16 protein-coding genes are annotated in these 23,210 nt (G+C 75.2%); 7 read left to right on the plus strand and 9 right to left on the minus strand.

The features are described 5' to 3' along the window. Positions 1 to 108: 108 nt before the first annotated feature. A complete protein-coding gene (katG, locus tag ACWIX3_RS19350; protein WP_448608973.1) occupies positions 109 to 2,298 on the plus strand; it encodes a catalase/peroxidase HPI in 2,190 nt (729 codons plus the stop codon). Positions 2,299 to 2,412: 114 nt separating this feature from the next. Here katG and ACWIX3_RS19355 read toward each other — a convergent pair whose 3' ends face one another. From ACWIX3_RS19355 to ACWIX3_RS19375, 5 genes are all read right to left on the minus strand, one after another. After that, positions 2,413 to 3,567, minus strand: a complete 1,155-nt coding sequence (locus ACWIX3_RS19355) for a serine hydrolase domain-containing protein (RefSeq protein ID WP_448608974.1) — start codon at positions 3,565 to 3,567, stop codon at positions 2,413 to 2,415. Then, complete coding sequence (locus tag ACWIX3_RS19360; RefSeq protein ID WP_448608975.1) at positions 3,564 to 4,340, minus strand: helical backbone metal receptor; 777 nt, start codon at positions 4,338 to 4,340, stop codon at positions 3,564 to 3,566. The genes ACWIX3_RS19355 and ACWIX3_RS19360 overlap by 4 nt, the downstream gene beginning before the upstream one ends. Next, positions 4,337 to 7,570 carry a fused isobutyryl-CoA mutase/GTPase IcmF gene (gene icmF, locus ACWIX3_RS19365; protein WP_448608976.1) on the minus strand — a complete coding sequence of 1,078 codons (3,234 nt, stop codon included), beginning with the start codon at positions 7,568 to 7,570 and terminating at the stop codon, positions 4,337 to 4,339. The genes ACWIX3_RS19360 and icmF overlap by 4 nt, the downstream gene beginning before the upstream one ends. 87 nt (positions 7,571 to 7,657) lie before the next feature. Beyond that, positions 7,658 to 8,200: an N-acetyltransferase family protein gene (locus tag ACWIX3_RS19370; RefSeq protein WP_448608977.1), complete on the minus strand. Its 543-nt coding sequence runs from the start codon at positions 8,198 to 8,200 to the stop codon at positions 7,658 to 7,660. A 17-nt stretch (positions 8,201 to 8,217) separates the two neighbouring features. After that, the gene (locus ACWIX3_RS19375) at positions 8,218 to 9,357 is read right to left on the minus strand and encodes a hypothetical protein (protein ID WP_448608978.1); all 1,140 of its coding nucleotides are present in this window, start codon (positions 9,355 to 9,357) and stop codon (positions 8,218 to 8,220) included. Positions 9,358 to 9,418: 61 nt separating this feature from the next. On the opposite strand from ACWIX3_RS19375, the gene ACWIX3_RS19380 reads away from it, so the two are divergent. Beyond that, positions 9,419 to 10,021 (plus strand): TVP38/TMEM64 family protein, encoded by a 603-nt coding sequence (locus ACWIX3_RS19380; RefSeq protein ID WP_448608979.1) that lies wholly within the window; start codon positions 9,419 to 9,421, stop codon positions 10,019 to 10,021. Positions 10,022 to 10,890: 869 nt separating this feature from the next. Here the strand turns inward: ACWIX3_RS19380 and ACWIX3_RS19385 are convergent. Continuing rightward, positions 10,891 to 12,066 (minus strand): cysteine--tRNA ligase, encoded by a 1,176-nt coding sequence (locus ACWIX3_RS19385; RefSeq protein ID WP_448608980.1) that lies wholly within the window; start codon positions 12,064 to 12,066, stop codon positions 10,891 to 10,893. A gap of 111 nt (positions 12,067 to 12,177) precedes the next feature. Here ACWIX3_RS19385 and ACWIX3_RS19390 point away from each other — a divergent pair, with 111 nt between their 5' ends. The 3 genes from ACWIX3_RS19390 (at position 12,178) to ACWIX3_RS19400 (ending at position 15,368) form a co-directional block, all read left to right on the plus strand. Beyond that, positions 12,178 to 12,921: a Clp protease N-terminal domain-containing protein gene (locus ACWIX3_RS19390; RefSeq protein WP_448608981.1), complete on the plus strand. Its 744-nt coding sequence runs from the start codon at positions 12,178 to 12,180 to the stop codon at positions 12,919 to 12,921. Between the two features lie 25 nt (positions 12,922 to 12,946). Next, positions 12,947 to 13,798, plus strand: coding sequence for a pyridoxal kinase PdxY (gene pdxY / locus ACWIX3_RS19395; protein WP_448608982.1), 852 nt, complete (start codon positions 12,947 to 12,949; stop codon positions 13,796 to 13,798). A gap of 106 nt (positions 13,799 to 13,904) precedes the next feature. Further along, positions 13,905 to 15,368, plus strand: coding sequence for an amino acid permease (locus ACWIX3_RS19400; protein ID WP_448612487.1), 1,464 nt, complete (start codon positions 13,905 to 13,907; stop codon positions 15,366 to 15,368). 79 nt (positions 15,369 to 15,447) lie between these two features. Here ACWIX3_RS19400 and ACWIX3_RS19405 read toward each other — a convergent pair whose 3' ends face one another. From ACWIX3_RS19405 to ACWIX3_RS19415, 3 genes are all read right to left on the minus strand, one after another. Continuing rightward, positions 15,448 to 16,380, minus strand: a complete 933-nt coding sequence (locus ACWIX3_RS19405) for a quinone oxidoreductase family protein (RefSeq protein WP_448608983.1) — start codon at positions 16,378 to 16,380, stop codon at positions 15,448 to 15,450. Between the two features lie 67 nt (positions 16,381 to 16,447). After that, the gene (locus ACWIX3_RS19410; protein ID WP_448608984.1) at positions 16,448 to 19,006 is read right to left on the minus strand and encodes an NADP-dependent succinic semialdehyde dehydrogenase; all 2,559 of its coding nucleotides are present in this window, start codon (positions 19,004 to 19,006) and stop codon (positions 16,448 to 16,450) included. Then, positions 19,003 to 20,085, minus strand: coding sequence for a glycosyltransferase family 9 protein (locus ACWIX3_RS19415; protein WP_448608985.1), 1,083 nt, complete (start codon positions 20,083 to 20,085; stop codon positions 19,003 to 19,005). The genes ACWIX3_RS19410 and ACWIX3_RS19415 overlap by 4 nt, the downstream gene beginning before the upstream one ends. Before the next feature lie 92 nt (positions 20,086 to 20,177). On the opposite strand from ACWIX3_RS19415, the gene ACWIX3_RS19420 reads away from it, so the two are divergent. Continuing rightward, positions 20,178 to 21,386 (plus strand): glycosyltransferase family 4 protein, encoded by a 1,209-nt coding sequence (locus tag ACWIX3_RS19420; protein WP_448608986.1) that lies wholly within the window; start codon positions 20,178 to 20,180, stop codon positions 21,384 to 21,386. After that, complete coding sequence (locus ACWIX3_RS19425) at positions 21,383 to 23,185, plus strand: glycosyltransferase family 2 protein (protein ID WP_448608987.1); 1,803 nt, start codon at positions 21,383 to 21,385, stop codon at positions 23,183 to 23,185. Before ACWIX3_RS19420 ends, ACWIX3_RS19425 begins: the two co-directional genes overlap by 4 nt. The last annotated feature ends 25 nt before the right edge of the window (positions 23,186 to 23,210 follow it).

The raw sequence follows: 23,210 nt of genomic DNA on the forward strand, positions 1-23,210 counted from the left end.
GGACGCAGCCCCCCACACCGGTGGAGCAACACGGCCCCGGCTCCGAAGTGACCGACGTCGATACCGAGCAGCTGTCTGAAGGAAACAGCGAGACCGGAGAAGAGCACCATGACCGACAGCGTCAGCGAGAGCGAGAACCCGGCAATCCCCTCCCCCACCCCGAAGCCGCACCGGCCCAGGACGAACCAGGACTGGTGGCCCAACCAGCCGGACCTGACGGTTCTCCGCCGCCCCTCGCCCGATCCGATGGGCGAGGACTTCGACTACAGGGAGGAGTTCGAGAACCTCGACGTCGACGCGCTCAAACGAGACCTCTTCGAGGTGATGACGACGTCGCAGGAGTGGTGGCCGGCCGACTACGGCCACTACGGGCCGCTGTTCATCCGGATGAGCTGGCACGCTGCGGGCACGTACCGCATCGCCGACGGGCGGGGCGGGGGCGGTAGCGGCGCCCAGCGCTTCGCCCCCCTCAACAGCTGGCCCGACAACGCGAGCCTGGACAAGGCGCGCCGGCTGCTCTGGCCGATCAAGAAGAAGTACGGCCGCACGGTCTCCTGGGCCGACCTGCTCGTCTTCGCCGGCAACTGCGCCTACGAGTCGATGGGGTTCAGGACGTTCGGCTTCGGCTTCGGGCGCGAGGACATCTGGGAGCCCGAGGAGATGTTCTGGGGGCCCGAGGACACCTGGCTCGGCGACGAGCGCTACAGCGGCGACCGACAACTCTCGGGTCCGCTCGCTGCCGTGCAGATGGGCTTGATCTACGTGAACCCGGAGGGGCCCGACGGCAGGCCGGATCCGCTGGCCGCTGCCCGCGACATCCGGGAGACCTTCGGCCGCATGGCCATGAACGACGAGGAGACGGTCGCGCTCATCGTGGGCGGCCACACGGTCGGCAAGACCCACGGCGCGGTCGACCCCTCGTACATCGGCCCGGAACCCGAGGCCGCCCCGATCGAGCAGCAGGGCCTCGGCTGGAAGAACGCGTTCGGCAGCGGCGTGGGCCCCGACGCCCTCACCAGCGGGCTCGAGGGGGCGTGGACGCCCACCCCGATCACGTGGGACAACAGCTTCCTCGAGACCCTGTACGGCTACGAGTGGGAGCTGACCGAGAGCCCCGCCGGTGCCAAACAGTGGCAGCCCGCGGACGGCGCCGGGGCCGACGCCGTCCCCGACGCCCACGACCCGTCGAAGCGGCACGCACCCATGATGTTGACGACGGACCTCGCGCTGCGCGTCGACCCGATCTACGGGGAGACAACCCGGCGGTTCCTGGCGCACCCGGACGAGCTCGAAGAAGCGTTCGCCAAGGCCTGGTACAAGCTGCTGCACCGCGACATGGGTCCGGTCTCCCGTTACCTGGGCCCCTGGGTCGCGGAGCCGCAGCTGTGGCAGGACCCCGTCCCCCCGGTCGACCACGAACTGATCGGGGACGACGACATCGCGACCCTCAAGCGGGCGCTCCTCGACTCCGGCCTGTCCATCTCCCAGCTGGTCGCCACCGCATGGGCGGCGGCGGCGAGCTTCCGCGGCACCGACAAGCGCGGCGGCGCCAACGGGGCGCGGATCCGCCTCGAGCCGCAGCGGAACTGGGAGGTCAACGACCCGGCCGAACTGGCCCGGGTGCTCCCGGTCCTCGAGCGGATCCAGGAGGACTTCGACCGCGCGCAGTCCGGCGGAACGAGGGTCTCGCTCGCCGATCTGATCGTCCTGGGCGGGTGCGCAGCCGTCGAGCAGGCAGCGCGGAACGCCGGGCACGACATCACCGTCCCGTTCGCGCCGGGGCGCACGGACGCCTCGCAGGAGCAGACCGACGTGGAGGCCTTCGCCGTTCTCGAACCGGCCGCGGACGGGTTCCGCAACTACCTGCGGGCCGGGGAGAAGCTGGCGCCGGAGACCCTGCTGGTGGACCGGGCGTTCATGCTGGACCTGACCGCTCCCGAGATGACGGTTCTCATCGGCGGCATGCGGGCGCTCAACGCGAACCGCGGGCGATCGCCGCACGGCGTCTTCACCGACCGGCCCGGGACGTTGACCAACGACTTCTTCGTCAACCTGCTGGACATGGGCACGGAGTGGAAGACCTCCGCCTCGGCCGAGAACGTGTACGAGGGTCGGGATCGTGCCACCGGCGAGGTCAGGTGGACGGCCACCGTCGCCGACCTCGTCTTCGGTTCGAACTCCCAGCTCCGGGCCATCGCGGAGGTGTACGCGTGCGACGACGCGACGGAGAAGTTCGTGCACGACTTCGTCGCCGCGTGGGACAAGGTCATGAACCTCGATCGGTTCGACCTCGCCTGATGCCGACGTCGAGGCCGGCCTCCCGTCGGCCGACCTCGACATCCCCGTCCGGGGCCCGAGGAGACCGACAGCAGTGGCGGCACACGTCTGCAGCCCCTTTCCGCAGGACGGGTGCTACAGGCTCGCGTACAGCGTCCGCCAGAAGTCGCGCGGCTCGTCGTCCGGGCCGGACCAGAGCCGGCCGGTGAGCAGGACGGCAACCACGTCCCGGGCGGGGTCGGCCCAGGCGCTGGTACCGGTGCCGCCGTCCCAGCCGAACCGGCCCGGGGTGGTCCACGGCTCGGCCGGCTCGACGCACACGCCGGTCTGCAGGCCCCAGGAGACCCCCGGCCCGAAGAAGTCGCCCGCACTCGCCCGCTGGGCGGGGGTGAGGGCATCGGCGGTCAGCGCGGCCACGGACGCCGGCGACAGCACCGGGGCGCCGCCGTCGGCCAGCGCGGCCAGGACGGCGAGCAGGTCCGGCGCGGTGGACACCAGGCCGGCCGCCAGGCTGTCGAACGCCGGCGGGACGGTGACGTCGGGCGCGTCGTACGGGACGAGGCCGTTCGGGGTGGCCTCGTGGACGGTCGCCAGCCGCCTGGCGTCGGCGGCGGTGAAGCCGGTGTCGGTCAGCCCCAGCGGGCCGGTCACCCGGTCGGCCAGCAGCGCCGACACCGGCCGTCCGGCGGCGCGGGCCAGCAGCACACCCAGCACGTCGGCGGCCATGTGGTAGAGCCACAGCACACCGGGCTGTGCGGCGAACGGCAGCTCCGCCAGCCGGCGCAGGTACTCGTCCGGGTCCATCGCGGGCGCCCAGGGGCCGGGGCCGATCTCGCGCTCCTCGATCGCCCGGGCCAGCGGGCTGTCGTCCCAGATGCCGCCGAAGCCCGGCGTGCCGGTGAGCAGGTGCCGCACGGTGACCGGCCGCTCGGCGGGCACGGTGTCGGCCAGCGGCCCGGACCGGTCGCGCAGCACCCGCGGTGCGGCCAGCTCGGGCAGCCACGGGGCGACCGGGTCGTCGAGGCCCAGCACGCCGTCCTCCACCAGCGCGAGGGTGAGCGCGCCGGCGACCGGCTTGGTCACCGAGGCCAGGCGGAAGAGCGTGTCCGGGCGCATCGGGTCGGCGCCGCCGGCGGTGGTCGTGCCCCCGCACAGCACCTGCGTCCCCCCGCGGTGCCGGACGGCGGCGACGAAGCCGGGCAGCCGGCCCTCGTCCACCTGGCGCTGCAGGACGGTCCTGACCGGCTCGAGGTCCATGCAGCACAGACCCCCGCCGGCCGCCGGGCTCATCGGTCGGGGCGGATCCCGGCGAGCAGCCGCGCGCGCGCCGGGCCGAGCGAGGGGCCGTACCAGGTGAGGTCGCGGCCGGAGACCAGCGCGGTGCGGATCCCGGGGAAGGCCTCGGGCCCGTCGTCCGCGGTGAAGGCGTAGGGCTCGTCGGGCAGGACGACGACGTCCGGCCCGGCCGCGGCGATGTCCGCGAGGTCCACCTTCGGGTAGCGGTCGGCCGCCGGATCGTCGGCCGGGGCGCCGGCGAAGACGTTGACCAGCCCGAGCCGGGCCAGCACGTCACCGGTGAAGGTGCGGGGCCCGACGACCATCCACGGATCGCGCCACACCGGGACGGCGACCCGGAGCCGGCTCCCGGGCACGGGCCGGGCCCACGTCGCCGCGGCGTCGCTCAACCAGCCCGGCTCGGGGACCCGGAGCGCCTCGCCGAGGAGTCGGCGCATCGAAACCAGGGCCTCGTCGACCGACTCGATGACGGTCACCCACACCGGGATGCCGGCCGCCCGCAGCCGGTCGACGTCCAGCCGACGGTTCTCCTCCCGGTTGCAGACGACGAGGTCCGGCTCGAGCGCCGTGATCGCCGCGCGATCGGGGTTCTTGGTGCCCCGCACGCGGGCCACGTCGAGCCCGGCCGGGTGGGTGCACCAGTCGGTGGCGCCCACCAGCCGCTCGGGCACCGTGACCGCCAGCGCCTCGGTGAGCGACGGGACCAGCGAGACCACCCGCCGGGGCGGGCGCGGCAGGTCGACCGCCGTCCCCAGGTCATCCCTCACACGTTGCGGCGGTACTGGCCGCCCACCTCGAAGAAGGCGTCGCTGATCTGGCCGAGCGAGCACACCCGGACGGCGTCCATCAGCGCGGCGAAGACGTTGCCGCCCTCGGTGGCCGCCCGCTGCAGCTCGGCCAGCGCGGCCGGCGCCTCGTCGGCGTGCCGGGCGTGGAAGTCCGCGAGCCGCTGCAGCTGCGACTGCTTCTCCGCCTCGGTGGCCCGCGCGAGCTCCACCGGCTTGGGCGGGGTGTCGTCGCGGTGCGGGTCGAGGAAGGTGTTCACGCCGACGATGGGCAGGCTGCCGTCGTGCTTGCGGTGCTCGTAGAGCATCGACTCGTCCTGGATCTTGCCGCGCTGGTAGCCGGTCTCCATCGCGCCCAGCACGCCGCCGCGCTCGGCGATCCGGTCGAACTCGGCCAGCACCGCCTCCTCGACCAGGTCGGTGAGCTCGTCGATGACGAACGAGCCCTGCAGCGGGTTCTCGTTGCCGGCCAGCCCCCACTCCCTGTCGATGATCATCTGGATGGCCAGCGCCCGGCGGACGGAGTGCTCGCTGGGCGTGGTGACGGCCTCGTCGTAGGCGTTGGTGTGCAGGCTGTTGGCGTTGTCGTAGATGGCGCAGAGGGCCTGCAGCGTCGTCCGGATGTCGTTGAAGTCCATCTCCTGCGCGTGCAGCGACCGGCCCGAGGTCTGCACGTGGTACTTCAGCTGCTGCGACCGCGGCCCGGCGCCGTAGCGCTCCTTCATCGCGACCGCCCAGATGCGGCGGGCCACCCGGCCGATCACCGAGTACTCGGCGTCCATGCCGTTGGAGAAGAAGAACGACAGGTTGGGCGCGAAGTCGTCGATCGCCATGCCGCGCGCCAGGTAGGCCTCGACGTAGGTGAAGCCGTTGGCGAGGGTGAAGGCCAGCTGGCTGATCGGGTTCGCCCCGGCCTCGGCGATGTGGTAGCCGGAGATCGAGACCGAGTAGAAGTTGCGCACCCGGTGCTCGATGAACCACTGCTGGATGTCGGCCATGCAGCGCAGCGCGAACTCGGTCGAGAAGATGCAGGTGTTCTGGCCCTGGTCCTCCTTGAGGATGTCGGCCTGCACCGTGCCGCGGACGGTGGCGAGCACCCAGGCGCGCAGCTCCTCGGCCTCGGCGGCGTCGGGCTCGCGGCCCTCCTCCTCGCGGAACCGGTCGAGCCGCTGGTCGATCGCGGTGTTGAGGAACATCGCCAGGATCGCCGGCGCCGGGCCGTTGATGGTCATCGACACCGAGGTGGTCGGGTCGCAGAGGTCGAACCCGGAGTAGAGGACCTCCATGTCGTCGAGCGTGGCGATGGAGACCCCGGAGGTGCCGACCTTGCCGTAGACGTCGGGGCGCGGGTCGGGGTCGCGGCCGTAGAGGGTGACGGAGTCGAACGCCGTCGACAGCCGGGTGGCCTCGTTGCCCGCACTGAGCAGCTTGAAGCGTCGGTTGGTGCGGAAGGCGTCGCCCTCGCCGGCGAACATCCGCGCGGGCGCCTCGCCCTGCCGCTTGAACGGGAAGACGCCGGCCGTGAACGGGTAGGCGCCGGGCAGGTTCTCCCGGCGCAGGAAGCGCAGCAGCTCGGCGTCGTCCTGGGTCCGCGGCAGCGCCACCCGCCGCACGTCGTTCCCGGAGAGCGTCTTCCTGGTCAGCGGCGTGCGGATCTCCCTGCCGCGCACCGTGTAGACGTACTCGTCGCCGGAGTAGGCCTCGACCCGCGCCGGCCACTCGTCGAGCAGGTCGCGCACCTCGGGCAGCAGCTCGCGGTCCGCGGCCTCGACCGCGGCGCGGGCGGCCTCGGCGGCGTCCCCGTCCAGCACCTCGGCGGCGGTGGTCAGGTGCTGTCGCCGGCGGACGACCGCGGCCTGCTGATCGGTCTGCGCGTGGTAGCCGCGGACCGCCTCGGTGATCTCGGCGAGGTACCGGGCGCGCTGTGCGGGGACGACGCTGGTCAGGCCGGACGAGGCCTTGACGTCGACCCGTGGCAGGACGCCGGAGCCCGCGGGAAGCCCCTTCTCCACCAGCAGGCCGAGCAGGTGCTGGTAGAGCGCGGTCACGCCGTCGTCGTTGAACCGGGCGGCGCTGGTGCCGAAGACCGGCATGTCCTCCCACGGCTGCCCGAAGGCCTCGCGGTTGCGCACCATCTGCCGGGCGACGTCCCGGCGGGCGTCCTCGGCCCCGCGCCGCTCGTACTTGTTGATCGCGACGACGTCGGCGAAGTCGAGCATGTCGATCTTCTCCAGCTGCGACGCGGCGCCGAACTCCGGCGTCATCACGTACAGCGCGACGTCGGAGAACGGCACGATCCCGGCGTCGCCCTGCCCGATGCCCGGCGTCTCGACGATGACCAGGTCGAAGCCGGCGGCCTTGACCGCGCACAGCACGTCGTCCAGGTGCTCGGGGGTCTCCGCGCCGGCGCTGCGGGTGGCCAGCGACCGGAAGAAGGTGTGGCTGCCGTCGCCGGTCTCCAGGGCGTTCATTCGGATCCGGTCGCCGAGCAGTGCCCCGCCGCCGCGCCGCCGGGTCGGGTCGATCGCCAGGACGGCGACCCGCAGCTTGTCCTCCTGGTCGGTGCGCAGCCGGCGCAGCAGCTCGTCGGTGAGCGAGGACTTGCCCGAGCCGCCGGTGCCGGTGATGCCGAGGACCGGCACCGTCCGACCCTCGGCCGCCTGACGCACCCTGGTCGCGAGCCCGGGGTCGCGGCCGGACTCCAGCACGGTGATCGCGCGGGCCAGCGCCGCGGGGTCGCCGGTGAGCAGCGCCTCGACGTCCGGGCCGTGCTCGGTCAGGTCGACGTCGCAGGCGCGGATGAGCTCGTTGATCATCCCGGGCAGCCCGAGGCGCTGGCCGTCCTCCGGCGAGAAGATCGTGACCCCGCGCTCGCGCAGCGCCGCGATCTCCTGGGGGACGATCACGCCGCCCCCGCCGCCGAAGACCTTGACGTGCCCGGCGCCGGCCTCGGCCAGCCGCTCGACCAGGTAGCCGAAGTACTCGACGTGCCCGCCCTGGTAGGAGGAGATCGCCACCCCCTGCACGTCCTCCTCCAGCGCCGCCCGGACGACGCTGTCGACGCTGCGGTCGTGCCCGAGGTGGACGACCTCGGCGCCCTGGCTCTGCAGCAGCCGGCGCATCACGTTGATCGCCGCGTCGTGGCCGTCGAACAGGCTCGCCGCGGTCACGAAGCGGACCGGGTGGGTGGGGACGTGCAGGTCGGACGGCATGTCGCTCCCAGCGTCGGACGCGCGACAGATCCGCGCCGATTTAGTTGGACGTCCTAGTATCTCCCGGCGGCGCGGCCCTGTCCACGGTCACCTCGGAGGGGTGGGCGGCGCGCCGTCGTCGACCGGGCCGCTGCCGAGCGGCCGCTGGAACCAGGTGACGTCGTGCCAGCGGCCCAGCTTCCAGCCGACCCGGCGGTAGGTGCCGACCGGCTGGAAGCCCATCGCCGTGTGCAGCCCGACGCTGGCCGCGTTGGGCAGCGCGACGCCGGCCAGCGCGGTGCGGTAGCCGCGGGTGGCGAGGCGGTCGAGCAGGGCGGCGTAGAGGGTGCGTCCGGCGCCGGTACGGCGGCGACCGGTCTCGGTGTAGACGCTGACCGACGTCGACCAGTCGTAGGCGGCGCGGGCGTTGAACGTCGTGCCGTACGCGTAGCCGACCACCCGGCCGCCGTCCTCGAGGACGACCCAGGCGTGCCGCGCGAGCGCGGCCTCGACGCGGACGGCCATCTCCGCGGCCGTCGGCGGCTCCAGCTCGAAGGAGATCACCGTGTCGCGGACGTAGGGCGCGTAGATCGCCGCGCACGCCGCGGCGTCCGCGACCGTCGCGTCCCGGACCGGCCAGTTCTCCGTCACCCGGCCATCCAACCGGGTCAGAGGTGGGCGGCGTGCACGCCGTCGATCGACCAGATCGCCTCCGCCCCGACGACCGCGCGCAGGTCGCGGTAGTACTCGGCGAGCGCCCGCTCGTGGGTCAGGTTCCCGGCCAGCAGTTCTCGGGCCCCGGCGACGACGCGGTCGAGGTCCTCCCGCACCCGCGCCCGCGTCATGCTCGGCGTCCGCGGGCCGTCGTCCCCGTCCAGGACGACGTCGGCCGGGTCGAACTGGCTGAACGCCGGGTACGCGCCCGGATCCGGCAGCACCGACCGGAACGGCACGCCGGCGTTGGCCCAGTACTCGAACCACCGCCCACCCGAGAGCGCCAGCCACGGCGTTCCGACGGCGAGCGCCGCCATGCCGAAGCCGGAGTGCGGGGCGAGCAGGACGTCGCAGGCCTCCACGACCGCCAGCTGCTCGCCGAGCGGGACGTCGACGCAGTCCACGGGGTGCGACCGGTGGGCCAGCAGCGCGTCGACGTCGTCCCGTCCCCACGAGGTGGAGCTGCGCTCGTCGCGGGCCAGCCGGCCGATCAGGACCAGCTGCAGGCCCGGGACCGCGTCGGTCAGCGCGTCGAGGACCAGCAGCCAGGAGGCGACCGAGGGGTACAGGGCCGGGTCGCTGGACCCGGCGGGGAGGACGGCGATCCGCGGGCGGGTGCCGACCACTCCGCCGAGACAGCGGGTGGCGGCCGCGCGGGCGGCAGCCGGGAGGTCGAGGCGCACCGGCTGGTGCGCGAGGTACCCGACGCGGTCGGCGCCGACGACCGAGCGACCCCGTCGTGGCCGCAGGTGCCCGTCGGAGGCGGCGTAGTGGTCGCGCATGCCCGGGAAGAGGTCGAGCTGGAAGGGCTGGTGGCGGCGGGTGTCGTCGACCACCCAGTCCCAGTCGCGGGGCACGGTGGTCAGCCGGTCCCGGGCGGCCGGGTCGGGCTCGAGGAACGGCCCGTCGACGGGGAAGACGGCCGACACCGCCGGGGACCAGTCGGCCAGCTCGGTGGGGGTGGCGGCGTTGAGCAGCACCGCCACCTCGCGCCCCGGGACGGCGGCGGCGTGGCCGACGCAGTGCTGCAGCGCCTCGACGGCGTGGCCCAGCTGCTGGGCGTAGAAGAAGTCGACGAGCAGGCGGTCGGTCATCGCGGCCAGCGTCGCAGCCGCCGCAACCGGGTTGTCCGGGCGCGCCCGTAGCGTGGAGCGCGTGCGCCCCGGCTCCGGACCCCGAGAGCCGGAGCCCGTCCCGCCCGGGCCTCCTTCCCCCCGGCGGGCGTGGCTGCGGTTCGCCGCCCTGGGCGTGCTGCTGGCGGTGGCGACGGTGGTGGCGCTGACGGTCGAGCGGCCCGGCGTCCCGGCGCTGCGGGGCTGGCTGGACGACGCGGGTCCCCTCGGCTGGACCGCCCTCGTCCTCGCGGTGTCGGGCGCGCTGATGATGCCGGTCCCCCGCACGGCGCTGTCGGTCCTGCTGGGCGCCGCGGCGGGGTTCCCGGCGGGGCTCGCGGTCGCCGTGCTGGCCGGCTGGTTCGGCGGGATGGGCGGCTTCGCCCTCGGCCGGCACCTGGGCCGCGACGCCGTGGCCCGGCTCGCCGGCCCGAGGCTGGCCCGCGCCGACCGGCTGTTCCGGGACCGCGGCTTCCTCGCCGTCGCGCTCGCGCGGGTGAGCCCGGTGCCGTTCTGGGTCGTCAGCTACGCGGCCGGCCTGTCGAGCCTCCGGTGGCTGCCCGCCACGCTGGGCACCGTCGTCGGCGTGATGCCGGGCGCGGTGCTGCACGTCGGCATCGGCGCGTCGGTCGTCGGCTGGCTCTGACCCCTCTTCCGGGTCACCCTCCCGCAACCACGTGCACATCAAGGGTGCCTGGTGTCACAATCGTGAACAACAGGTGAACGAAAGGTGGCTGTCATGCGTACGAGCACGTGTCCGCAGGTGCGTTGGGTCCCCGTCGTGGACAGCTCCGGCCACCGGCACATGGAGATGCGCTGGACCGTGCCCGCCAAGCCCACGGCGCAGCCGACGGCCGCGTCGTCCACGCTCCGCGCTGCCTGACCGGACCCCGCGCTCCGGCCGGCCGGGTCCCCCCGCGCCGGCCGGTCGCCCCGCTGATCGGCACCGGAACGTGCCTGCTCGATCTGCACCACCCGGTCGGCGCCGACCCGGCGACTCCCGCGTGCCGGCGCGTCCGGCGATCCGTGCAGGGTCCGCAGGCCCGGCGCTGGCGGCTGACCGCCTGACGTCCGGGTCCCAGGTTGATCATGGGCTTCTTGCGGCCCGGCGCGGCCCGTCCGCGCGTGTCGGCTGCGAGAACCCCATGATCAACCGGCGGACGGCGGACGGCGGACGACGGACGGCGGGGGGACTCGCGCTTGCGGCACCCCACCCGGTGTCGATCATGGGCGGACGGCATCCCGGCGCGGTGCGTCCGCGGGTGTCGCCGACGACGACCCCATGATCGACTCGGCTGGCTCGGCGCCCCCCGGTCGTCGCCTCCGACCGGCCCAGCTCACGGAGCCCTCCTCCCTGACCGCCCACCGTTCTGACCCGACCGACCCGACCGCACGCGTGCGTAGCGGGGCGGGTGAGCGCGGTCGACCGCCGCACGGAGGCGTCTGCGCGCCCACGTGCCCGACCGCTCCGCCGGGCGGGGACCTCGCGTCCTCGCGGAGGCGGGCGGCGGCCCGTCAACCGAGCGCGAGCACCCGGACCAGCTGGCGGGCGGCATCCCCACCGTCGTCGATGGCGACGTCCAGGGCGCCGGACACGTCAAGGTCGTCGAACAGCCGGTCGGCGACCGCCCGGCTCGCCGTCGGCGACGAGCCGGGACGGCCGGCGGCGGAGAACAGCGCGTCCAGCCGCGCGGACGCCGACTCCAGCAGCTCCGGCCGGTACTCCCACGGCCGGGACCACGGCCGGTCCAGGACGAGCAGCCGCAGCGCCGGCCCGGTGGTCACCCGCAGCAGGTCCGCGACCAGGGTCAGGTTGCCCGTCGACTTCGCCATCTTCGCGCCGTCCTGCGAGACCGCCCCGACGTGCACCCGGCTGCGCGCGAACGGTCCCACCCCCGAGGCCGCCTCCGCCATCGCCGCCTGGTGGGCGTGGTGCGGGAACGCCAGGTCGGCGCCGCCCACCAGGACGTCCACGCCGTGGCCGAGCGTCGCCGTCGCCATCGCCGCGCACTCCGCGTGCCACCCCGGCCGCCCCCAGCCCCACGGCGAGGGCCAGGCCGGGTCCCGCTCACCGGAGGACTGCCACACCGGCACGTCCAACGGGTCCTCGCGGAGCGGGTCGTCCGGGTGGTCACCGAACTCGGCGGCCAGCTGGCGCGCCCGGTCGACGGTCAGTCCGGACGACGTCACCGCCTCGGCGCCGCGGAAGAAGACGTGACCCTCCCGCTCGTACGCCCGGCCGGCCCGCAACAGCGCCGCGGCCAGCTGCTGCACGTGGGCGATGTGGTGCCGGGCGCGCGGCGCGTGCGTGGGCGGGCGGACGCCGAGTGCGCGCATGTCCTGCTCGAAGGCGAACTCCTGGCTCAGCGCGAACTCGTCGTAGTGCCGGCCGCGGGCGTCGGCGGCCCGGGTCAGCACGTCGTCGACGTCGGTCACGTTGCGGCTGGTCACCACCGCGGCACCGGCCAGCCCCAGCACCGACCCGAGGACGTCGGCCCACACGAACGTCGCAGCGTGCCCGAGGTGCGTCACGTCGTAGGGCGTGATGCCGCAGACGTACACGCGCGCGGGGCTGACCACCGGCAGCGGCCGCCCGCCCAGCCGCAGGTCGGCGCTGCGGACGTCGACCGGCTCGGCCACGCGGGCCGCGACGCCGACGATGCCGGGAGAGATGGGGGGAGGCAGGGCCATGCCGCCATCCTGCCCGCCGCGGTCCGTCCCCCCGCGGCAGCCCGGGACACCACCGCCCGGCCCGTCAACCACGGGTTGACGACGCACCAGCGTCAACCTACGGTTGACGGCATGACCGAGTCCACACCGCTCTCCCGGGCCGTCCGGCTGGACGACCTCATCGACACGATCAAGCAGGTCCACACCGACCCCCTGGAGCAGCTGACCGACGCCGTCCTCGTCGCCGACCACATCGGGGAGGTCGCCGACGCGCTCATCGGTCACTTCGTCGACCAGGCCCGCCGGCAGGGCGCCTCGTGGACCGAGATCGGCGCGAGCATGGGGGTGACCAAGCAGGCCGCGCAGAAGCGCTTCGTGCAGCGCCCGGGTGCCGCCGACGCCCCACTCGATCCGAACGCCGGGTTCAGCCGGTTCACGCCGCGGGCCCGCAACGCCGTGGTCACCGCGCAGAACGAGGCGCGCGCCCGGCACGACCAGGAGATCCGCATCGAGCACCTGGTGCTCGGCCTGCTGGCCGAGCCGGAGGGGCTCGCTGCTCGCGCGATCGTCGCGCAGGGGGTGCCGCTGGAGCGCGTCCGCGAGGTGGCGACAGCGACACTCGGCCCCGCCGGCACCGGCGAGTCGCCGGAGCTGGTGCCCTTCGACGACCGCACCCGGGCGGCGCTCGAGGCGACCTTCCGGGAGGCCCTGCGACTCGGGCACAACTACATCGGCACCGAGCACGTGCTGCTGGCGCTCCTCGACGCCGACGAGGGCACCGGTGTGCTGGCCGGCCTCGGCGTCGACCGGGCGCGCGCGGAGGAGTTCGTGGCCGGTGCGCTCGCCGCGGTGGTGAGAGCACCCGGGCAGGAGTAGCGCCCGTGTGCCACCGTTGCCCTCCGTGACCGCAGTCCTCTCCATCCAGTCGCACGTCGCCTACGGCCACGTCGGCAACTCCTCCGCCGTCTTCCCGCTGCAGCGCCTCGGCATCGAGGTGTGGCCGGTGCACACCGTGCAGTTCTCCAACCACACCGGCTACGGCGAGTGGCGCGGGCGGGTCTTCGACGGCCCGGCGATCGAGGAGGTCGTCGACGGCATCGCCGAGCGCGGTGTGCTGGCCACCTGCGACGCCGTCCTCTCCGGCTACCTCGGCTCGGCCGACATCGGGCACGCCGTCGTCCAGACGGTGCGGCGGGTGCGCCAGGCCAACCCCGCAGCCGTCTACTGCTGCGACCCGGTCATCGGCGACGTGGGCCGCGGCGTCTTCGTCCGTCCCGGCATCCCCGAGTTCATGCGCGACGTCGCCGTCCCCGCCGCCGACATCGTCACCCCCAACCACTACGAGCTCGACCACCTCTCCGGGACGACGACGCGGACGCTCGACGAGGTGAGGGACGCCGTGGCCGCCGTCCAGGCGCTCGGCCCGCGGGTCGTGCTCACCACCTCGCTGGTCACCGCCGACACCCCCGGGGACGCCGTCGACCTGCTCGCCTCGGAGGGCGGCCGGCACTTCCGGGTGCGCACCCCGCGGCTGGACGTCTCGGTCAACGGCGCCGGCGACGCCATCGCCGCGCTCTTCCTCGCCCACTGGCTGGCCAGCCGGGACGCCGGCACCGCCCTCGGCGCCGCCGCGGCGTCGGTGCACGGCCTGCTCAAGGCCACCGAGGAGGCGCGGTCGCGGGAGATCCTGCTGGTCGCCGCGCAGGACGAGGTCGTCGCGCCGAGCCGCACCTTCGCCGTCGAGGAGGTCTGAAAGAGGACCCCCTCCTCCCTGCCCCTCGCACGCTCGGGGCGGTGCCCTGGAGGGGGCCGTCCACCGAGCGGGCGACGGCGGCAACGCCCAGCATGGGCGGGTGCAGATGTTCCGGACCAAACCGGTCGAACGCCTCGGGGACGACGCCACCGGGGAAGTGGGTCACCTCCGCAAGCGGCTGTCCGCGCGGCACCTCGTCGGCTTCGGCATCGGCGTGGTCATCGGCACGGGCATCTTCACGCTCACCGGCGTCGCGGCCCGGCAGTTCGCGGGCCCGGCGGTCGTCGTCTCCTTCGCCGTCGCCGGCGTCGTGGCCCTGCTGGCGGCGCTCTGCTACGCCGAGCTCGCCTCCTCGGCCCCCACCGCCGGCAGCGCCTACTCCTACGCCTACGCCACCGCCGGCGAGGTGGTCGCCTGGGTGATCGGCTGGGACCTGTTCCTGGAGTTCGCGCTCGGCGCGGCGGTGGTGGCACGCGGCTGGTCGGGCTACGTCGGCAACCTGCTGGACCTGCCGCCCTCGCTGTTCGGCGAGGACGCCCCGGTCAACGTCGGCGCCGCGCTCATCGTGGTCCTGCTGACGACCGTCGCGGTGCTCGGCATCCGGGAGTCCGCCCGCGTCACCGCGCTGCTCGTCGTCACCAAGGTGGCGGTCTGCGTGTTCGTGATCGTGGCAGGCGCCTGGTTCGTCCGCGGCGCCAACCTCACCCCGTTCGTCCCCGAGGGGCAGCCGGCCGAGGCCAGCAGCGGGCTGGCCCAGCCGCTCATCCAGGCGATCGCCGGCATCGACCCGGTCGCCTTCGGGATCGGGGGCGTGCTCACCGCCGCGGCGGTCGTCTTCTTCTCCTACACCGGCTTCGAGGCGGTCGCGAACCTCGGCGAGGAGACCGAGCGTCCTGGCCGCGACCTCCCGCTGGGCCTGTTCGGCACCCTGGGGCTGGCCACCGTGCTCTACGTCGGCGTCTCGCTGGTGGTGGTCGGGATGGTGCGCTACGACCAGATCGACCCCGGCGCGCCGATCGCCGACGCCTTCGACCAGGTGGGTCTGGGCTGGGCGGCCGCGCTCATCTCGCTGGCCGCGGTCGCCGGGCTGACCTCGGTGATCCTCGTCGACCTGATCACCGTCGGCCGGATCGGCTTCGCCATGGGCCGCGACGGGTTGCTGCCGCAGTCGGTGGCCCGGGTCAGCCCGCGCACCGGCACCCCGGCGCGGGTCACCCTGCTCTTCGCCGTCCTGGTGCTGGTCATGGCGACCTTCGTGCCGCTGGGCGCGCTGGCCGACCTGGTCAGCATCGGCACGCTGTTCGCGTTCCTGCTGGTCTCGCTGGCCGTGATCGTGCTGCGCCGCACGCGGCCGGACATGCGGCGGCCCTTCCGGGTGCCCTTCTCCCCCGTGCTGCCGGCGGTCTCCGCGCTGGCCTGCCTCTACCTGATGACCAACCTGAGCATCGAGACCTGGCTGCGGTTCCTCGCCTGGCTGGCTGTCGGCCTGGTCATCTACGCGACCTACGGCTACCGGCACTCCCGCATGCGCACCGAGGAGCGGCCGGCCCCGTCCGGGGTCCCGCGCTGAGCCCGCGAGGCGTGGGAGGACGGCCCCCTGCAGGGTCCCGCCGCGAGCTCGCGAGCGGTGGGGGGCAGGGGGTCCTTCGTCAGGGCAGCAGCACCAGCTTCCCGTGGGTGTGGCCCGCCATGCCCTGCCGGTGCGCCGCGGCGACCTCCTCCAGCGGGAAGGTCGCCGCGACGACGACCTCCAGCCGGCCGGCGCCGGCGGCCTCGGCCAGGTCCGGCCGGGCGGCGTCCCGCAGCTCGGTGCCGGGGTCGGCGCCCGGCCCGCCGCCGAGGGCCCGGATCCCGTCGGTCGCGGCGCGGCCGAAGGCGGCGACGGTGGCGATCCGCTGCCGGTCGGCGACCAGCTCGAGCGAGACGTCGACGGCCTCGTCGGTGCCGACCAGGTCCAGGGCGGCGTCCACGCCGCCCGGCGCGAGGTCGCGCACCCGGCCGGCCAGCCCGTCGCCGTAGCGCACCGGCTCGGCGCCCAGCCGGCGCACCAGGTCGGCGCCGTCACCGCCGACCGTGCCGATGACGCGGGCGCCGCGCAGCGCCGCCAGCTGGACCGCCATCAGGCCCACCCCGCCCGCGGCGCCGTGCACCAGCACGGTGTCGCCCGGGCCCACCCCGGTGGCGGTGAGCGCGTGCACCGCGGTGGCGCCGGTGAGCATCAGCCCGGCGGCCTGCTCCCACGGCAGGGACGCCGGCTTGGGCACCAGCGCCGCCGCCGGGACGACGAGCTCGGCGGCGTACCCGCCGGAGACCCGGAACCCGATGACCTCGTCGCCCACGGCGAAGGGGACGTCCGGACCGACCGCGGTGACCACTCCGGACACCTCGAAGCCGAGGCGCCGCGGCAGCGCGGCGGGGTCGGTGCCGAACGCGCCGGTGTAGCTCTTCCAGTCGGCCGGGTTGATCCCGGCGGCGCGGACCTCGACCCGCGCCTGCCCGGGGCCGGGGTCGCCGACGGGCCGGTCGACGACGGTGAGCACCTCGGGGCCGCCGTAGGCGGTCGCTTCCACGACGCGGGTCATGCCCGCGGCAACCCGGGAGCTCCCAGGCGTGTTCCGGCCATCCCCGCGGGGATGGCCGGAACGCGGGTCACTCCGACGCGGCGGCCGCGGTGTCGCCCTCGCCCTGCTGGCTGCTGGGCGGGCCGATCCAGACGGTCTTGGCGTTGCAGAACTCGTACATCCCGAGCTCGGTCAGCTCCCGGCCGTAGCCGCTCTGCTTGACCCCGCCGAAGGGCAGCTCCGGGTAGCTGGTCACCATCCCGTTGACGAACGCCATGCCCGACTGGATGTCGCGGATGAACCGCAGCCGCTCGCCGTGGTCCTCGCTCCAGAGGTTCGAGCCCAGGCCGTAGACGTGCTCGTTGGCCAGCCGGATCGCCTCGTCCAGGTCGGCCACGGTGTGCAGCGCGGCGACCGGGCCGAACACCTCCTCCGACCAGATGCCCATCTCCGGGGTCACGTCGGTCACCAGGGTCGGCTCGTAGAACCAGCCGGGCCGGTCGACCCGCTTGCCGCCGGTGACGACGGTGGCGCCCTTCTCGACGGCGTCGGCCACGTAGCGCTCGACGTCCTCCCGGCCGGACTCGGTGGCCAGCGGTCCGACCTTGGTCCCCTCGTCCATCGGGTCCCCGACGGGGAGCGCCGCCATCTTCTCGGCGAACAGGCGGGTGAACTCCTCGGCGACGTCGGCGTGCACGAAGAACCGCTTCGCGGCGATGCAGCTCTGCCCGTTGTTCTGGCAGCGCGCGGTCACCGCGACCTCCGCGGCCCGGTCCAGGTCCGCCGAGGGCATCACGATGAACGGGTCCGACCCGCCCAGCTCCAGCACCGTCTTCTTCAGCGCGTCCCCGGCGACCTTCGCCACCGCCTGACCGGCGGCGTTGCTGCCGGTCAGCGTCGCGGCCACCACCCGGTCGTCCCGGAGCACCGCCTCCACCTGCCCCGACCCGATGAGCAGGGTCTGGAAGACGTCGTCGGGGAAGCCGGCCTTGCGGAACAGCTCCTCCAGGTACAGCGCGGTCTGCGGCACGTTGCTGGCGTGCTTGAGCAGCCCGACGTTGCCGGCCATCAGCGCCGGGGCGGCGAAGCGCATGGCCTGCCAGAGCGGGAAGTTCCACGGCATGACCGCGAGCACCACGCCCAGCGGCTGGTGCACGACGTAGGCCTCGACCGCGCCGACCGCCGAGGCGTCGGCCGGCTGCGGCTGCAGCATCTGCTCGCCGTGCTCGGCGTAGTAGCGCAGCGCCTTGGCGCACTTGCCGACCTCGGCCTGCGCCGAGGCCAGCGTCTTGCCCATCTCGGTCGTCATCAGCTCCGCGACGCTCTTGGCGTCGGCGTCCAGCACGTCGGCGGCGGCCCGCAGCCAGCCGGCCCGCTGCTTGGGGGTGGTCAGCCGGTAGCTGTCGAACGCGGCGGCCGCCCGGGCGATCCTCTCCTCGACCGCCTCGTCGGACAGCGGCTCGAAGGTCTGGAGCGTCTCGCCGGTGGCGGGGTTGATCGTGGCGATGGCCATGGGCGGCGTCCTCTCGTGGTGCGGGGCCTCCGGTGCCCCGCGCGCGTCAACTCTCCCGCTGCTGGCGTTCCCCGTCCCGGTCCCGCGCACACCCGCCGCACCCCCGAGGACGGCGAACGTCCGGCGGGCCATGAGGTCGGCGTCGAAGGCCTCGGCCGCCCGGGCCCGCGCCCGCCGTCCCAGCTCCGCGCGCGCGGCCGGGTCGGCGAGCAGGCCGGCCAGCGCCGCGGCGAGCGCAGCTGCGTCCCCCGGCGGGACGACGACGGCGTCGGCGCCGACCGCGACCGCGACGTCCCCCACGTCGGTGGCCACGCACGGCAGCCCCTCGGCCATGGCCTCCAGCAGCACCAGGGGCAGCGCCTCGCGGCGGGAGGACAGGCAGAACAGGTCGAGCCCGGCGAGGAAGCCGCGCACGTCGTCGACGAAGCCGCAGAAGGTGACCGGCAGGCCCGCGGCCGCGGCGCGCAGCCGGTCGCCGTCGCGCCCCTCGCCGCCGACCACCACCTCGACCGGCACGCCACCGTCGGTCAGGGCCCGGACGGCGTCGAGCAGCACGTCGAAGCCCTTCTGCGCGGTCAGCCGGCCCAGCGCGCCGATGCGCGGTACCGCCCGCCCGGCCGGCCCCGCCGGGTCGCCGGGCAGGTCCACGCCGTTGGGGACGACGTGCACGCGGTGCGCGGGCACCCGGAGGTCGGTGACCAGCTGGTCGCGGGCGCCGGCCGCGGGGGTGAGGACGGCGGCCATCGCGCGGTAGAGGCCGGCCAGGTGCGCCCGCTCGTCCCTCGTCCCGGTCTCCCCGGGTAGGTGCAGCACGCCGGCGGTGGGTGCGACCGCGAGGGCTGCCGCCACCGCTGCCGCGTTCGACCTGGGGTCGACGAGGTTGACCAGCACGGCGTCGGGGCGCTGCGCGGCCAGCGCGGCCCGCACCGCGGGCGCGGCGGCGGAGTGCCGGGCCAGCGGGACGACGGCCAGCCGGTCGGACGGCAGCAGCGCGGCGAAGCGAGCGGCCAGCGGCTCGGCGCAGACCAGCGAGGCGGTCCACCCCTGCCCGCCGGAGCGGCGCAGCAGGTGGGTCAGGTAGACCTCGGCGCCGCCCCAGTTCTCGGAGTCGCAGACCAGCGAGACCCGGTTCACGCGACGGCCCCGCGGGCGAGGTCGCGGGCGGCGGCGAGCACGTCCTGCGGCCGCACCGAGTCCGCGCAGCGGAAGTCGATCGGGCAGACCAGGTGCGGGCAGGGAGCGCAGGGCACGTCGGCGACCAGCGCGCGGTGCCACGGACCGGGGTGCGCCCAGCGGACCGGGTCGCCGGGCAGGAAGACGGTGACGCTCCGGGCGCCGACGGCGGCGGCCAGGTGCGCCGAGCCGGTGTCGTTGCCGACCAGCACCGCGGCGTCGCGCAGCAGCGCGGCCAGCCCGCCCAGGCCGGTGGCGCCGGTGAGGTCGACCGCCGGGGCGCGCATCGCGGCGACCACCGCCGCGCCGACCGCCCGCTCCCCCGGCCCGCCGGTGACGACGACGGCCAGCCCGTCGGCGGCTAGCGCGTCTCCCACCGCGGCGTACCGCTCGGGAGGCCAGCGCCGCGTCGGCGAGGAGGCGCCGGGGTGCAGGACGGCGTAGCCGCCGGGCGCCAGGCCGGCGCGCGCCAGCACCGCCGCGTGCTCGGCCTCGTCGGCGGGCGTCAGCGGGAAGGCCATCTCGGGCGGGCCGGCCGGCGGCAGGCCGAGGTGCTCGAACAGCCGGGTGTGCCGCTCGGCCTCGTGCAGGTGCACCGGATAGCGCAGGTGCAGGTGCCCGGTCCCGGGCGGCGGGTCCCAGCCGGTCGGGGCGAAGCCGCCGACGAGCCGGGCGCCCAGGGCCGCGGCGACTCGGTTGGCGGCGGGCCGGTCGCCGTACACCTGCAGCGCCAGGTCGAAGCGCCGCGCGGCCGCCGCCGCGGTGAACACCGCCCAGGACGCCGGGTCCGGCTCGCGGCCGGGCGGGCGGTCGGGGACGTCGTCGGCCCCGGGGAAGGGCAGCAGCTCGTCGACGGCGTCCCCCATCCGCTCCACCACCGCGGCGGTCTCCGGCCAGGTGACGAGGCTGACGTGCAGGTCGGGCCGGGCGGCGCGCAGCCGGCGCAGCGCGGGCAGCGAGCAGAGCAGGTCGCCGAGGCCCACGCGCAGCCGCACGAGGGCGATCCGGCGCACCGCCGGGTCGGTGAGGGGTCCGCTCACCTGCTCGTCCTCCCTCCGGCGGGTGTCGGCCGGGTCTGCTGTACTGCGGGTCCTGTCCAGAACGGGCAGGTGGTATGCGTGCAGGAGGTCGCGTGGACCCCGTCGGCCGCTCGGTGCTGCGGCTGTGCAGTGTGTTCGAGCCGCTGCCCGCGGGCGGTCGGTCCGTCGACGCGCGAGCCGCTCGGTTCGACCCGATCGGCGGCATGCAGAACCACACCGCCGCGCTGACCCGTTGCCTCGACGCCCAGGGCCACGTGCAGACGGTGGTCACCTCGCGGCTGGCCGGCCGGCGCGGCCGCGTGCCGATGGGCGGGTCGGCCGTCGTCCACCGGACCGGGCTGCCGGTGCCGCGGCTGCGCCAGCTGTGGGCGCTCGACGCCCTGCGCGTCGTCCTGCGGCGGCCGACGCGACCGGTGGACGTCGTGCACGCGCACCAGGGCGAGGACCTCGCCACCCTGCCGCTGGCCCGGCTCGCCGCGCGGCGGCACCGCTGCCCGCTGGTGGTCACCGTGCACTGCAGCGTCGGGCACACGCTGACCGGCCGGGGCCCGCGCACCCGGCTGCTGCGGGCGCTGGGCGGGTGGGTCGAGCGGTCGGCGCTGCGCCGGGCCGACGCGGTCGTCGTCCTCACCGACCGGACCGCCGCCGCGCTGGCCGCCGACGGCGTACCGGCCGGCCGGGTGCAGACCATCCCGTCGGGCTTCGACCCGGCCCTGTTCTCGGGCGGCTCCCCCGACGTCTTCCCGGGGGTCGGCCGGCCGCGGATCGGCTACGTCGGCCGGCTGGCGCCGCAGAAGCGCGCCGACCGGCTGGTCGAGGCGTTCGGGCGGATGCGCGAGCCGGCGTCCCTCGTCGTGGTCGGGGACGGGCCGGACCGGGAGCGGGTCCAGGCGCTGGCGGCCGGACTCCCGCGGGCGCACCTCACCGGCTTCGTCGAGCACCCCGCCGTCCCGGCCGTGCTGGCCTCGCTCGACGTGCTGGTGCTGCCGTCGGCGTACGAGGAGATGGGCTCGGTGCTGACCGAGGCCATGGCCTCGGGGCTGCCGGTGGTGGCCAGTGACGTCGGCGGCATCCCCGAGGTGGTGCGGCACGGCGAGACCGGCCTGCTCGTGCCCCCCGGGGACGTCGACGCGCTGGCCGCGGCGCTGGACCGGCTGGCCGCCGATCCCGGCCTGCGGGCCCGGCTGTCGGTGGGGGCGCGTGCGCGGGCCATGGACTACGCGTGGCCGCGGCTGGCCGCGCGGGTGGCCGACGTCTACGCGCGGGTGCGGGAGGGGGACGCGCTGGAGGCGGTGGCGTGACGGCGGTCGGCGTGCTGGTGCCCGTGTACGACCAGGCCGCCTTCCTGCCCCGCGCGCTGGAGGGCCTGCTCGCGCAGTCCTGCGCCGACTGGACGGCGCTGGTGCTCGACGACGGCTCGCCGGACCCGGGCGCCGTCGCCGACGTCGTGGCCGCTCTCGACGACCCGCGCGTGCGGCTGGTGCGCCGGCCGGAGAACCGCGGGCTCGGCGCGACGTTGAACGCCGGGCTCGACGCGCTGGACACCCCGCTGGTCGCCTACCTGCCGGCCGACGACGTCTGGTCCCCCGACCACCTGTCCGCGCTGCTCGGCTGCCTGGCCGGGCGCGACGTCGTCCTGGCGCGGTCGGGCCTCGCCGAGCCGTCGGACACCGGCTACGAGCAGCTGGTGCAGGTGGCGCACCGGGTCACCGCCGACCGGTGGACCGAGCGGCCGGCGCTCGAGTCCGACGACCTGGGCCGGCTGATGTGGGACCGGCTGCGGGCCCGCGGGCGGACGGCGGACACCGGCCGGGTCACCTGCTCGTGGACCCGGCACCCCGGCCAGCGCTCGGCAGCGCTGCGCGAGTCGCGGGACGGCGGGCTGAACGTCTTCCGCAGCCGCTACCGGGTGCGCGAGCCGCTGCGCTTCGCCTCCACCGACGGCGGTGACGTCGACGAGGTCGCGCGGTACGCGCGGTTCCGGTCGCGGGCGTACCCGCCGGCGCCGGACGGGCTCTCCGTGCTGCTGGTCGGCGAGCTGGCGCTCAACCCGGAGCGGGTGCTGGCGCTGGCCGAGCGCGGCTCCCGGCTGACCGGGCTCTGGACGGCCGACGGCCTGGGTGACGCGACCGTGGGCCCGCTGCCCTTCGGGCACGTGCCCGACCTCCCCCGCGACCGGTGGCGCCCGGCCGTGCGGGAGCTCCGGCCCGACGTGGTGTGGGCGCAGCTGAACTGGCGGGCGGTGCCGTTCGCGCACGAGGTGCAGTCCGCGTTCCCCGAGCTGCCGTTCGTGTGGACGTTCAAGGAGGCGCCGCAGCGCAGCACCGTGCGCGGCGAGTGGCCGCTGCTCGCCGACCTGGTGACTCGTGCGTCGGCCGCCCTGTTCGCCACCGACGAGGAGCTCGACTGGTTCGCGCTGGCGCTGTCCGGCCGCGTCGACCCCGGCCGGCTCGGCGTGCTCGACGGCGACCTGCCCAAGCGGGACTGGCTGGACGCACCCCTGACCCCGAAGCTGTCGGACGCCGACGGGCAGCCGCACACCGTCGTCGCCGGCCGGCCGTCGGGCCTGGACCTCGACTGGGTGCTGGCGCTGGCAGCGCGCGGCGTGCACACCCACCTCTACGGGCAGGTGCGGGCACCGGGGCCGAAGGGCTCGTGGACCGGGTGGCTGGACGCCGCGCTCGCCGCCGCCCCGGGGTTCGTGCACGTCCACCCGCCGGTCGGACCGGAGGACTGGGTGCGCGAGCTGTCGCGGTACGACGCCGGGTGGCTGCACCGCTTCGACAGCGCCAACGGCGGCGACCTGCGGCGGGCGACGTGGGACGACCTGAACTCCCCCGCCCGGCTGCCGGTCTACCTCGGCGCCGGCCTGCCGCTGCTGCAGCAGGGCAACCCCGGGTCCCTGGTGTCGGTGGAGCGGGTGCTGCGCCGCGACGGCACCGGGCTGTTCTACCGGTCCGCCGACGACGTGGCCGACGTCCTGAGCGGGGAGCTGGCCGCGCGCCGGGGTGCCGGGGCGGCGCTGGCGGTGCGCGAGCGGCACACCTTCGACGCGCACGCCGACCGGGTGCTCGACCTCCTCGGCTCGGTCGCGCGCTGACCCGGCAGGAGGTGGACCGCCGGTC

The sequence above is a fragment of the Geodermatophilus sp. URMC 60 genome (assembly GCF_053502585.1).

Excerpts from the sequence above, each read along its gene's own strand:
- katG (WP_448608973.1), top strand. The coding sequence starts at position 109 with ATGACCGACAGCGTCAGCGAGAGCGAGAACCCGGCAATCCCCTCCCCC.
- ACWIX3_RS19355 (WP_448608974.1), bottom strand. The coding sequence starts at position 3,567 with ATGAGCCCGGCGGCCGGCGGGGGTCTGTGCTGCATGGACCTCGAGCCG.
- icmF (WP_448608976.1), bottom strand. The coding sequence starts at position 7,570 with ATGCCGTCCGACCTGCACGTCCCCACCCACCCGGTCCGCTTCGTGACC.
- ACWIX3_RS19375 (WP_448608978.1), bottom strand. The coding sequence starts at position 9,357 with ATGACCGACCGCCTGCTCGTCGACTTCTTCTACGCCCAGCAGCTGGGC.
- ACWIX3_RS19385 (WP_448608980.1), bottom strand. The coding sequence starts at position 12,066 with ATGGCCCTGCCTCCCCCCATCTCTCCCGGCATCGTCGGCGTCGCGGCC.
- ACWIX3_RS19390 (WP_448608981.1), top strand. The coding sequence starts at position 12,178 with ATGACCGAGTCCACACCGCTCTCCCGGGCCGTCCGGCTGGACGACCTC.
- ACWIX3_RS19400 (WP_448612487.1), top strand. The coding sequence starts at position 13,905 with ATGTTCCGGACCAAACCGGTCGAACGCCTCGGGGACGACGCCACCGGG.
- ACWIX3_RS19405 (WP_448608983.1), bottom strand. The coding sequence starts at position 16,380 with ATGACCCGCGTCGTGGAAGCGACCGCCTACGGCGGCCCCGAGGTGCTC.